At 47.9% G+C, this 12,173-nt stretch carries 12 protein-coding genes, 1 tRNA gene and 1 pseudogene; 5 read left to right on the forward strand and 9 right to left on the reverse strand.

Annotated elements, in window-relative coordinates; translation table 11 throughout:
• Positions 1 to 66 precede the first annotated feature (66 nt).
• Complete coding sequence (locus tag HMPREF1051_RS08620) at positions 67 to 438, forward strand: hypothetical protein (protein ID WP_036492626.1); 372 nt, start codon at positions 67 to 69, stop codon at positions 436 to 438.
• Between the two features lie 199 nt (positions 439 to 637).
• Positions 638 to 1,015, forward strand: coding sequence for a hypothetical protein (locus HMPREF1051_RS08625; protein ID WP_036492627.1), 378 nt, complete (start codon positions 638 to 640; stop codon positions 1,013 to 1,015).
• Between the two features lie 395 nt (positions 1,016 to 1,410).
• Here HMPREF1051_RS08625 and HMPREF1051_RS08630 read toward each other — a convergent pair whose 3' ends face one another.
• The 9 genes from HMPREF1051_RS08630 to HMPREF1051_RS08670 all read right to left on the reverse strand — a co-directional run bounded on the left by HMPREF1051_RS08630 (position 1,411) and on the right by HMPREF1051_RS08670 (position 9,110).
• A complete protein-coding gene (locus HMPREF1051_RS08630) occupies positions 1,411 to 1,725 on the reverse strand; it encodes a hypothetical protein (RefSeq protein WP_003767242.1) in 315 nt (104 codons plus the stop codon).
• On the reverse strand, positions 1,709 to 2,011 hold the full coding sequence (locus HMPREF1051_RS08635; protein ID WP_003675494.1) for an integration host factor subunit alpha: 303 nt from the start codon (positions 2,009 to 2,011) through the stop codon (positions 1,709 to 1,711). The genes HMPREF1051_RS08630 and HMPREF1051_RS08635 overlap by 17 nt, the downstream gene beginning before the upstream one ends.
• Positions 2,012 to 2,084: 73 nt before the next feature.
• Positions 2,085 to 4,448: a phenylalanine--tRNA ligase subunit beta gene (gene pheT / locus HMPREF1051_RS08640; RefSeq protein WP_003767246.1), complete on the reverse strand. Its 2,364-nt coding sequence runs from the start codon at positions 4,446 to 4,448 to the stop codon at positions 2,085 to 2,087.
• Between the two features lie 123 nt (positions 4,449 to 4,571).
• Positions 4,572 to 5,564, reverse strand: a complete 993-nt coding sequence (gene pheS / locus HMPREF1051_RS08645) for a phenylalanine--tRNA ligase subunit alpha (protein ID WP_036492628.1) — start codon at positions 5,562 to 5,564, stop codon at positions 4,572 to 4,574.
• 246 nt (positions 5,565 to 5,810) lie between these two features.
• Positions 5,811 to 6,170, reverse strand: a complete 360-nt coding sequence (rplT, locus tag HMPREF1051_RS08650) for a 50S ribosomal protein L20 (RefSeq protein ID WP_002214103.1) — start codon at positions 6,168 to 6,170, stop codon at positions 5,811 to 5,813.
• 12 nt (positions 6,171 to 6,182) lie between these two features.
• A complete protein-coding gene (gene rpmI, locus HMPREF1051_RS08655) occupies positions 6,183 to 6,380 on the reverse strand; it encodes a 50S ribosomal protein L35 (RefSeq protein ID WP_002232040.1) in 198 nt (65 codons plus the stop codon).
• Between the two features lie 146 nt (positions 6,381 to 6,526).
• Positions 6,527 to 7,048, reverse strand: coding sequence for a translation initiation factor IF-3 (gene infC, locus HMPREF1051_RS08660; protein ID WP_074895063.1), 522 nt, complete (start codon positions 7,046 to 7,048; stop codon positions 6,527 to 6,529).
• A gap of 17 nt (positions 7,049 to 7,065) precedes the next feature.
• A complete protein-coding gene (gene thrS / locus HMPREF1051_RS08665; RefSeq protein WP_003767234.1) occupies positions 7,066 to 8,979 on the reverse strand; it encodes a threonine--tRNA ligase in 1,914 nt (637 codons plus the stop codon).
• A 54-nt stretch (positions 8,980 to 9,033) separates the two neighbouring features.
• Positions 9,034 to 9,110 (reverse strand) — tRNA-Val (locus HMPREF1051_RS08670).
• Between the two features lie 256 nt (positions 9,111 to 9,366).
• On the opposite strand from HMPREF1051_RS08670, the gene tgt reads away from it, so the two are divergent.
• From tgt to HMPREF1051_RS08685, 3 genes and pseudogenes are all read left to right on the forward strand, one after another.
• Positions 9,367 to 10,482 (forward strand): tRNA guanosine(34) transglycosylase Tgt, encoded by a 1,116-nt coding sequence (gene tgt / locus HMPREF1051_RS08675; protein WP_003767243.1) that lies wholly within the window; start codon positions 9,367 to 9,369, stop codon positions 10,480 to 10,482.
• Positions 10,483 to 10,597: 115 nt separating this feature from the next.
• Positions 10,598 to 11,497: a 50S ribosomal protein L3 N(5)-glutamine methyltransferase gene (prmB, locus tag HMPREF1051_RS08680; RefSeq protein ID WP_003767236.1), complete on the forward strand. Its 900-nt coding sequence runs from the start codon at positions 10,598 to 10,600 to the stop codon at positions 11,495 to 11,497.
• Positions 11,498 to 11,847: 350 nt separating this feature from the next.
• Positions 11,848 to 12,173: pseudogene (locus HMPREF1051_RS08685) on the forward strand (toxin-antitoxin system YwqK family antitoxin); the annotation flags it as partial.

Below are 12,173 nucleotides of genomic sequence, written 5' to 3' on the forward strand. Positions count from 1 at the left end.
TGAAAAATTTCTAAAAGCCAGCTTTGGAGCAATTGATTTTAGAATTTTGTGAAATATCAGTAAATTATGGAGCTTATTTTAAGTATGATAAGGAAAGTATTTATCTTTTCGGCGGTGATAGCATTATCCGGTTGTTTTGCCGGTAAACATAAAGTTCAGGCATTACCGGACGCAGAATTAAATAAGCCATATTTCACAGAATTAAATGTAACTAAATATGCTGCTTATCCCGATAATTTCAGGGTGAAAATGGATCCTCTAAATTCAGGGTTGACTGTAAAACCCACCGATGAGTGGTATGATACGGTTCATATTTCTGGAACTCCAATAACCAAGCAGGATATTACGATTGAAATATCTTATTATGTAAGAGGTGAAGTAGGCTGGTTTGAAAGTAAGGATCAGAAGAAATTTTATCAGATAAAAGTTAAAGAATGAGTTAAGGTTATCTGAAGGTTTAGTTTAGACAGCTTTCTCCTAAGAAAGGATTGTTGATATTTCAAGGAAACACCACGTTGTTTACATAACAGGCGTAGGTTGAATTGAAAACCTAACTTTCTCAAAGGTCGTCTGAAAAATTTCTAAAAGCCAGCTTTGGAGCAATTGATTTTAGAATTTTGTGAAATATCAGTAAATTATGGAGCATATTTTAAGTATGACAAGGAAAGTATTTATCTTTTCGGCTGCAATAGCATTATCCGGTTGTTTTGCCGGTAAACATAAAGTTCAGGCATTACCGGATGCAGAATTAAATAAGCCATATTTCATAGAATTTAATGTGGCTAACCAAGCTACTTATCCTGATTATTTCAAGGTAAAAATGAATCCTCTGAATTCTGGGTTGACTGTAAAGCCCATCGACGAGTGGTATGATACGGTTCATATTTCTGGAACTCCACAAACCAAACAGAATATTACGATTGAAATCTCTTATTATATAAGAGGGCCAGGAGGATTTTTGGGATTGGGAAAGAAGGATCATAAGAAATTTTATCAGATAAAAGTTAAAGAATGAGTTAAGGTTATCTGAAAGTTTAGTTTAGATAGCTTTCCCCTAAGAAAGGATTGTTGATATTTCAAGAAAACACTGTGTTGTTTACATAACAGGCGTAGTTTGAATTGGACGCCTAACTTTCTCAAAGGTTGTCTGAAAGTTTTCAGACGACCTTTTTACTAATGGCAGTCGTCCTGTTCGATTGTTCATGCAACAGAAGAAACGGAAGATGATATATCGAGTATAAACTCTGGAAAAACAATTTCCTGAAGCCGCGACCGGCTTCGTATCACTTGCGCCTTCTTCGGCTGACAAATTGGCATAAAAATGTATTGTTAAACTTTTCATCATCAATAAAAAAACCAACCTCTCAAAGGTCGGTTTTTTTTATTTTTCGCAGAAATACGAAATGGCGATTATGAATACGCTTCCAAATCTGCCAAAATTTGATTCAGGCTATCCCTGACTTCTTCCGCTTTTGCAGCAGGATGACCGTTTGCATCCAAAGAATCACGGCTGAAGCGGTCGACATAAGGCGCAAAGGTATCTTTCAGCTTCAGCAGTTTCACCACATCGGAACGGGTGTAACGATCGCCGCCGTAACCGACAACGATACCGTTCTCATGTTGCCACTGGGCAAATTGTGACGGGCTGATTTGCACCAGTTCGCACATTTCGTCTAGCGAGAAATAACGTTTTGCAGGAATAACGGGATTAGCGTTGTTTGTCATAGTAATGCTCCACCATGCCTTTGAGTTTTTGGCTGGCATGGAAAGTGACTACGCGGCGGGCGGTAATCGGTACTTCTTCGCCGGTTTTCGGATTACGGCCGGGACGCTGCGGTTTGTCGCGCAACTGAAAATTACCGAAACCGGAAATTTTGATTTCTTCGCCGCGTGCCAAAGTGCTGCGGATTTCTTCAAAAAAGAGTTCGACGATTTCTTTGGCATCGTTTTTGGTTACATTGCTGACTTTATCTACCAAAATATCGGCCAATTCGGCTTTAGTTAATGTCATATTATTACCTTCTGTTGTAACAGGTGCAGATTATTACCAATTTCTATTTAAAATTCAAGCGAATATTTATTTTTTAGCTGCGAAGTTGCGCTCCCGCAGCAGTTGCCGCGTCAATCAGTTTTCCGATAACCGGCTCGACTGTTTCATCCGTCAGCGTGTTTTCCATATCCTGCAAAATCACTTTGACCGCCATGCTCTTCATCCCTTCAGGCAGACCTGTACCGCGATACACGTCAAACACGCTGATTTCCTGTACCAACTTGTTTGCCGCGCCGTTCAAGGCGGCCAACAAATCATCATGGGTCATGGTTTCAGGCATGACAAACGCCAAATCCCTGCGTACCGGCTGGAATTTTGATACTGCCTGATAACGCGTTTTTTCGCGTTCCAACACGGCTGCCATGTCGATTTCAAATACCAGCGGCGCTTGCGGCAAGTCGTATTTTTGCAGCCATTTCGGATGCAATTCGCCGACAAAGCCGATCACTTGGTCGTCTGAAACGATATTGGCGGCGCGGCCGGGATGCAGGGCAGGATGTTCGGTTTTAACGAACTCAACTGCTTTGTTTTTCAACAGATTTTCTACATCGGCCTTGATGTCGTAAAAATCTGCGTTGCGCGTTTTCTCGCCCCATTGTTCAGGCATCGCCGCGCCGTACCACAAGCCGCCGATGCGTTCGTTTTGTACAAACCGGCCATCTGAACCTTTGCTGAACACGCGAGCGATTTCAAACACACGCACGCGGTTTTGTTTGCGGTTCAGATTGTTTTGCAAAATTTCCACCAAGCCGCCAATGAGCGTGGAACGCATCACGGCATACTGCGCCGCCAGCGGGTTTTGCAGGCGGATGGGGTTGGCATTGGCGGCAAAATCGTGTTCCCACTGCTCGTCAACGAAGGCATAGCTGACCACTTCGCGGTAGCCGCGCGCCGCCATTTCGTTATAAACGGCAAAACGCGGACGGTGGGTTTCGGGCAGCGCCAGCATTTTCAGACGACCTGACGTGTAATCGTCGGGGATATTTTCATAGCCGTAAACGCGACCAATTTCTTCAATCAAATCGGCCTCGATTTCGATGTCGAAACGGAAACTCGGCGCGGTAACGCGGAAGCCTTCCGCCGTTTTTTCAGGCTGCAAGCCCAAGTGCTGCAAAATGGTTTCCACCTGTTCGGCAGGAATGTCCACGCCCAACACGGTTTTCAGACGACCCAAACGCAATTCAACCTGCTTGGCTTCGGGCAATTCACCCTGCGCTTCCACCATTTCGCCTGCCGCACCGCCGCAGATTTGCAAAACCAATTCAGTAGCGCGTTCGATGGCATCAGCCTGCAAACGGTAATCCACACCGCGTTCAAAGCGGAACGACGAATCCGAACCAAAACCGTATTGGCGCGATTTACCGGCGATGATTTCAGGTGCAAACCAAGCTGCTTCCAGCACGATATTTTGTGTGTCGTCTGAAACCACGCTTGCCGCGCCGCCCATCAGGCCTGCCAAGCTCAACGCACCTTTTTCATCGGCCACTACCAGCGTGTTTTCAGACAGAGAGACAGTTTTCTCGTTCAGGCATTCCAGCGTTTCACCTTCGCGCGCACGGCGGATGTGCAGGCTGCATGAAAGTTTGTCGGCATCAAAAACATGCATCGGCTGACCGATTTCCAGCATCACATAATTACCAATGTCCACCAACGCGGAAATACTGCGGATGCCGCTACGCTCCAAACGCTGCTTCATCCAATCCGGCGTAGCGGCACGCGCGTTCACGTTTTCAATCACGCGGCTGATAAAGCGGCCGCAATCGGCAGGCGCATAAATCTGCACGGGCTGTTTGCGGCTACCCGTGATTGGCGCGGCATGGATTGCAGGCTGCTTGAACGCGCAGCCGGTCAGAGCAGACACTTCGCGCGCAATGCCTTTGATGCTCAGGCAGTCGGCACGGTTCGGCGTGATTTTCAGCGTGAACACCGTATCGTCCAAATCCAAATATTCACGGATGTTTGCACCGACAGGAGCGTCTTGCGGCAGAATGTGCAAACCGTTCACGCCGTCGTCAGGCAGACCAAGTTCGTCGGTGGAACACAACATCCCGTTCGACACCACGCCGCGCATCTTGGTCGGCTTGATTTTGAAATTGCCCGGCAATACCGCGCCCGGCAGCGAACACGGTACTTTGATGCCCGCCTTCACATTCGGCGCACCGCACACAATCTGCACCAACTCGCCCGTACCCGCATCGACTTGGGTAACATTCAAACGATCGGCATCCGGATGTTTTTCAACGGATTTCACTTCGGCAATCACCACGCCCGTAAACGCAGGCGCGGCAGTCTCGGCTTCTTCCACTTCCAAGCCGGACATGGTTAACAGATGTTCCAGCTTATCGGCGGAAAGTTCGGTATCGGCTTGGGTTTTCAGCCATGAGTAGGAGAATTGCATGTTATGTTCTCAATCAACTAATTAACTTTTTATCAGATTTTGTTTTCAGACGACCTGTTTGCTTGGGAGTGCAGGCTGCTTTTTAACTTTGTTAAGGCAGTTTCTTTTAGGCAGCCTGCACAATCATTTCGCAAACTGCTTCAAAAAGTTCAAATCGTTATCGAAAAACAGCCGCAAATCATTCACGTTGTAACGCAACATGGCGAAACGATCGAGGCCGATGCCGAAGGCGAAACCGGTGTATTTTTCGGGGTCGATATTCACGTTTTTCAACACGTTGGGATGCACCATGCCGCAGCCGCCGACTTCCAGCCAATTGCCGTTTTCGCCCATGATGTCAATTTCGGCGGACGGTTCGGTGAACGGGAAGAAAGACGGACGGAAACGTACTTGCAAATCATCGCGTTCGAAAAAGCGGCGGATAAAATCGGTGAACACGGCTTTCAAATCGGCAAAGGTTACGCCCTCTTCTACCCACAGGCCTTCGGCTTGGTGGAACATGGGTGAGTGCGTAGCATCGCTGTCCACGCGGTAAACGCGGCCGGGGGCGATAATGCGGATGGGCGGCTCTTTTTTGTCGAGCATATAGCGGATTTGAATCGGGGAAGTGTGCGTGCGCAAAACATCGCCGTTTTCAACGTAGAACGTATCCTGCATGGCGCGGGCCGGGTGGTTTGCGGGGATGTTCAAGGCTTGGAAGTTGTGGAAATCGTCTTCGATTTCCGGGCCGTCTGCCACTTCAAAGCCCATACCGTGAAAGAGTTCGACCACGCGCTGCAAGGTCAGGGTTACGGGATGCAAACCGCCGTTTTCCTGCGCGCGTCCGGGCAGGGTAATATCAAGTGCTTCGGCAGCGAGCTGGGCTTGCAGTTTGGCTTCGTTGAGCGCATCGCGTTTATTGTTAAAGGCCGTCTGAAACTGGTTTTTGCATTCATTGATATGCGCACCTATGGTTTTGCGCTCTTCAGGCGACATTTGACCTAAGGTTTTCAGAAGTCCGGTCAACTCGCCGGTTTTACCAAGATAACGGGCTTTGATTTGTTCTAGAGCGTTGAAGTCTTGCGCGGCTTCTACTGCGGCAATGCCTTCTGCAACGATACGGTTTACATTTTCCATAGTGGTTTTATCGTCTGTCGGTTGATGATGGGTCGTCTGAAACAATGAGGCCGCCTGTATGGTTTGGTGTTGCCAAACTTTTCAGACGACCTTTTATCGTTTACGGCCAATCCGTTTGATAGAATCGGCGTATTTTAGCGCAAATCAATTCAAAAAAATAGACTTTAAAGAAAGAAAATCAATCACATAGACTTTCTTCAGACAAAGAAAAAAGGAAGCCTTAGCTTCCTTTTCAAATTTTTTGGATTAAGCAGCCAAAGCAGCTTTGGCTTTCTCAACCAATTGTGCAAAAGCGGCTTTATCGAACACAGCTAGATCAGCCAATACTTTGCGGTCGATTTCGATAGAGGCGCGTTTCAGGCCGTTCATGAATTTGCTGTAAGACAGACCGTTTTCACGGGCACCTGCATTGATACGGACAATCCACAATTGACGGAATTGGCGTTTGCGTTGACGACGGTCACGGTATGCGTATTGACCGGCTTTCATTACCGCCTGCTTGGCAACGCGGTATACGTTTTTACGACGACCGCGGTAGCCTTTGGCTAACGCGAAGATTTTTTGGTGACGGGCACGGGCGGTTACACCGCGTTTTACGCGTGGCATATTCTAAACTCCTTAAGCGTAGGGTAACATTTTAGCAACAGAAGCCAAATCGCGATCGTTTACCATAGAGGTACCGCGCAGTTGGCGTTTGTTTTTAGTGGTCTTTTTAGTCAAGATGTGGCGTTTGAACGCATGAGCGCGTTTTACACCGCCGTTACCCAGTACTTTGAAGCGTTTTTTCGCGCTAGACTTGGTTTTCATTTTAGGCATGGGAAAACTCCATTCGTTATTAGATAAGGCATCAGGGGGTTTTAAAACATCGATTTCAAACACTTGAACCCAAAATGCCACGGTTTTTGCCGCCAATCAAAAGTTTACTCCGAAGCGGCAATCGAAGTAAGCCGAGAATTATAACTTTATTTTTTCTTCGGTGCAATCATCATCACCATTTGACGGCCTTCCATTTTAGGGAAGGATTCGATTTGAGCCACTTCCGCCAAATCCTCTTTCACGCGCTCTAAAAGTTGCGCCCCGAGTTGCTGGTGAGCCATTTCACGTCCGCGGAAACGAAGCGTTACTTTGACTTTATCACCATCAGCCAAGAAGCGGTTGATGTTACGCATTTTGATTTGATAATCGCCTTCATCGGTACCCGGACGGAATTTAATTTCCTTAATTTGTACCTGCTTCTGGTTTTTCTTGGCTTCGTCGCGTTTCTTGGCCTGTTGGTATTTATATTTACCGTAATCCATCAGTTTGCATACAGGCGGTTTGGCAGTAGGGGAAATCTCTACCAAATCCACATCCTGCTCTTCGGCCATAGCCAAAGCTTCACGAACCGATACGACACCAAGCTGTTCGCCTGACTCACTGATTAAACGCACTTCTTTAGCGGTAATTTCGCCATTGATTCGTGCTTCGCGTTCTTGAGCGATGATGAATACTCCTATAAAAATTAATGGTTGACGAGGGCGTCTGAGATTTCTTGCTGCAGTTGTGCGATGAAATCATCCAAATCCAAAGAACCCAAGTCTTCTGCTTTGCGGCGCACGGCCACTTTGTTTTCTTGCTTCTCTTTATCGCCGACAACGATTTGATAAGGGAAGCGGTATTGGCTGTTATCACGGATTTTGTAACCGATTTTTTCGTTACGCAAATCCAGCTCTACACGGAAGCCTGCAGCCTTCAATTTAGCAGCTACTTCACGGCAGTAATCCGCTTGATTTTCGGTGATATTCATAATCACCATTTGAACCGGCGCCAACCATAGCGGGAAAGAACCTGCATGATTTTCAATCAAAATACCGATAAATCGTTCCAAAGAACCCAAAATGGCGCGATGCAACATTACCGGACGGGCGCGGTCATTGTTTTCGGTTACATATTCTGCATCCAAGCGTTCCGGCAACACAAAATCCAGCTGCAGCGTACCACACTGCCAAGAACGTCCCAATGCGTCTTTAACGTGATATTCGATTTTAGGTCCATAGAACGCACCCTCACCTGGCAACTCGTCCCATTCCACACCGCAAGCAGTCAATGCTTCGCGCAGACCTTGTTCTGCCTTATCCCACACGTCGTCTGAACCGGCGCGTTTCTCAGGACGTAATGAAAGTTTGACGGACACATCATGGAAACCGAATTGCTTGTAAATACGAACCAGCAATTCATTGAATGCTCGGGCCTCACTAACGATTTGATCTTCGGTGCAGAAAATATGCGCATCATCTTGGACAAAACCGCGGACACGCATCAGTCCATGCAATGCACCACTCGGCTCGTTGCGATGGCAAGAACCAAATTCTGCTAAACGCATCGGCAAATCGCGGTACGAGCGCAGACCGTTATTGAAAATCTGAACATGTCCCGGGCAGTTCATCGGCTTAACCGCGTATTCGCGCTTTTCCGAACTGGTTACGAACATATTGTCTTTGTAGTTATCCCAGTGACCGGATTTTTCCCAAAAGGTTTTATCCATGATTTGGGGGGTTTTGACTTCTTTGTAACCGGCTGCATTCAGCTCTTTACGCATATGCTGCTCAATAGTCTGCCACAAAGCCCAACCTTTAGGATGCCAAAACACCATACCCGGCGCTTCGTCTTGCAAGTGGAACAAATCCAGTTGCTTGCCCAATTTGCGGTGGTCACGTTTTTCTGCTTCTTCAATACGCTGGATATAGGCTTTTAATTCGTCTTTTGTTGCCCAAGCTGTACCGTAAATGCGTTGCAGCATTTCATTATTGCTGTCGCCGCGCCAGTATGCGCCTGCCAGCTTGGTCAGCTTGAAGTTTTTCAGGAAGCGGGTGTTCGGAACGTGCGGACCGCGGCACATATCGACATATTCCTGATGATGATACATACCCATTGCTTCAACTTCGGGCATATCTTCAATCAGGCGCAGCTTATATTCTTCACCGCGATCTTGGAAAATTTTGATGGTTTCGGCTCGCGGAGTCATGATTTTGATTACATCATAATCCTGAGCAATCAATTCTTTCATACGCGCTTCGATAGCTGCAACATCCTCAGGCGTAAACGGTTTTTCCGTAGCAATATCGTAATAAAAGCCCTCTTCAATGACGGGGCCGATAACCATTTTTGCATTAGGATAGAGCTGCTTGACTGCGTGACCGACAAGGTGGGCGCAAGAGTGGCGGATGACTTCAACGCCTTCTTGGTCTTTCGGGGTAATGATTTGGACGGTTGAATCTTCGGTAATCGGATCGCACGCATCGACCAATTTGCCGTTTACCTTACCCGCCACCGTCGCCTTCGCCAAACCTGCTCCGATAGACGCGGCAATCTGTGCCACGGTAACGGGCGATTCGTATTGGCGGACTGAGCCGTCCGGCAAGGTAATGTTCAACATCAAAAAAGCTCCAAAACATTAAAAAATAACGGCATAAATGCCGTTTGGGGAATTTGGTAGGCACGATTGGATTCGAACCAACGACCCCCACCATGTCAAGGTGGTGCTCTAACCAACTGAGCTACGTGCCTGTTTAACAGGGTTCGGATTATAGACGATACTTTGACGCAATGGCAAGCATGAAAACGAGGTTTCAGACGACATTGTCGGAACATTGTGATTTTTTTGAAACATTTTCAACAGTGAACATCTCGATACGAATAAGGTCGTCTGAAATATTCAAACACCGCTATTGCGATGAAAATCCTTTATAATCGCGTTTTTACCTCAATCGTTTGACTGCACGGCGGCTTCGCACGCCGTTTTCTACATTTATAGATACAACCTATGCTCAAATTTACCTTACATAAAAAAGACGGTCATGCCCGACGCGGCACGCTGGAACTGAACCACGGCAAAATCGAAACACCCGTATTCATGCCGGTTGGCACTTACGGCTCGGTTAAGGCAATGAATCCGCAAAACCTGCACGATATCAAGGCACAAATTATTTTGGGCAACACTTACCATTTATGGCTGCGTCCCGGTTTGGAAGTCATCGAACAATTCGGCGGCCTGCACGATTTTATCGGCTGGAACAAACCCATCTTGACCGACTCGGGCGGTTTTCAGGTTTTCTCGCTCTCCGACATGCGCAAACTCACTGAAGAAGGCTGTACCTTCCAAAGCCCGATCAACGGCGACAGACTCTTCCTCTCGCCCGAAATCTCCATGAAAATCCAAACCGTACTCAATTCCGACATTGTGATGCAGTTGGACGAATGCACACCTGGCGAAGCAACGCACGAACAGGCGCAAAAATCCCTGCAAATGAGCCTGCGTTGGGCAGAACGCAGCAAAAAAGCCTTTGAAGATTTGAAGAACCCGAATGCCCTGTTCGGCATCGTGCAAGGCGCGATGTATGAAGATTTGCGCGAAGAATCGCTGCGCGGCTTGGAACAATTCGACTTCCCCGGGCTTGCCATCGGCGGACTGTCCGTCGGCGAACCCAAACCCGAAATGTACCGCATGCTGCGCACCGTCGGACCGATGCTGCCCGAACACAAACCGCATTACCTGATGGGCGTCGGCACACCCGAAGACCTCGTTTACGGCGTGGCGCACGGCGTGGACATGTTCGACTGCGTCATGCCCACCCGCAATGCGCGCAACGGCTGGCTGTTCACCCGTTTCGGCGATTTGAAAATCAAAAACGCCAAACACAAGCTCGACAAACGCCCGATAGACGAAAGCTGCACCTGCTACGCCTGCCAAAACTTCAGCCGCGCCTACCTGCACCATCTGCACCGCGTCGGCGAAATCTTGGGCGCACAGCTCAACACCATCCACAACCTGCATTTCTACCAAGTCATCATGGCAGAAATGCGCGAAGCCATCGAGCAAGGAAAATTTGCCGATTGGCAGGCACAATTCCATGAAAACCGCGCCCGCGGGGTGGATTGAGATTGAACCATGCTTATCGAGGTCGTCTGAAAACGTTATATTCAAGTAAACACCGTTTTCAGACGACCTTGCTGTTATAATGCAAACATTAATTTACATTATTTGAGAGTGCGATATGTTTACCCAAGCAGCCCAAGAATTGACCACCGTCCGCGACATCCTGCGTTTCGCCGTCAGCCGTTTCAACGATGCCGGTTTGTTTTTCGGGCATGGATCGGACAACGCGCACGATGAAGCCGCCTACCTTATCCTGCATACCCTCAACCTACCTTTGGACACGCTGGAGCCCTACCTCGATGCCAAGCTGCTGCAAAGCGAGAAAGAAGAAGTGTTGGCAGTGTTGGAACGCCGCGCAGTCGAACACATCCCCGCAGCCTACCTCACCCATCAGGCATGGCAAGGCGATTTCGATTTTTATGTTGACGAACGCGTTATCGTACCGCGCTCGTTTATTTACGAACTGCTCGGCGACAGCCTTACCCCATGGATAGAACACCCCGAATTGGTTCACCGCGCATTGGATTTGTGTACCGGCAGCGGCTGCCTCGCCATTCAAATGGCACACCACTACCCCGCCGCTGAAATTGACGCCGTCGATTTGAGTTTGGATGCGCTGGAAGTAGCCGCCATCAACATCGAAGATTATGGATTGGAAGACCGTATCAACCTGATTCACACCGATTTGTTCGAAGGATTGGAAGGCACATACGACCTGATTGTTTCCAACCCGCCTTATGTCGATGCCGAATCGGTCGATATGCTGCCCGACGAATACCTGCACGAACCCGAACTCGCCTTGGGCAGCGGCGAAGACGGTTTGGACGCCACCCGCCAAATCCTGCTGCACGCCGCCAAACACCTCAATCCCAAAGGCGTATTGCTGGTCGAAATCGGACACAACCGCGACGTATTGGAAGCCGCCTATCCCGAGCTGCCGTTCACTTGGCTGGAAACCAGCGGCGGCGACGGATTCGTATTCTTGCTGACCCGAGAGCAATTGCTGGGATTGGAATAATCCCTTGCTGATTTTGATACGGCCGAAAATCTTCTGCATATAGGTTTTCGGCCGTATTTTCATGATTGCGCTCGCCCCAAACCATTATTATTAACGTTGAACATATCCGTTTAATCTGTTTTCAGACGACCTCCCTACACACAAAATCAATATTCCAATCGGAACCATTTCTTATATTTATTGTCTGTATTTAAATAAGCATTCATAAAAATATTATATTTAACCCGCATGACCTGATGGATTATAATGACGAATAACAGCCGGAATATGCTTTATTCAAATATTATTGACTTGACGACTCAACTAAATACCTATTATTTACATCTCCGCCACATCGGAACAATCAGACAATGAACCACTTTTGGACAAACAGCCTGACCGCCTGCATCCTGCTTGGCGCGTCGCTTCAAGCTTCGGCACAAACCCACTCCGTTTATTTCAATCAAAACGGCAAAATTACCGCCACAATGTCATCGGTAGCTTACGTCCGCCAATACACCGTCGAATCCGGCGTAGCGCAAGTGCAGGACTTTTACTATCCGTCCATGAAAAAATATTCCGACCCGTATGAAATACCGGCGGCGCAGATCAAAACCTTCGTTCCCGTCCTCAACAACGGTACTTTGACACTCTGGCATTTCAACGGGCAAAAGAAAATGATCGGCAGCTACCGCAA

Origin of the sequence: Neisseria sicca VK64 (assembly GCF_000260655.1) — a bacterium.
GTDB classification, from domain to species: domain Bacteria; phylum Pseudomonadota; class Gammaproteobacteria; order Burkholderiales; family Neisseriaceae; genus Neisseria; species Neisseria sicca_B.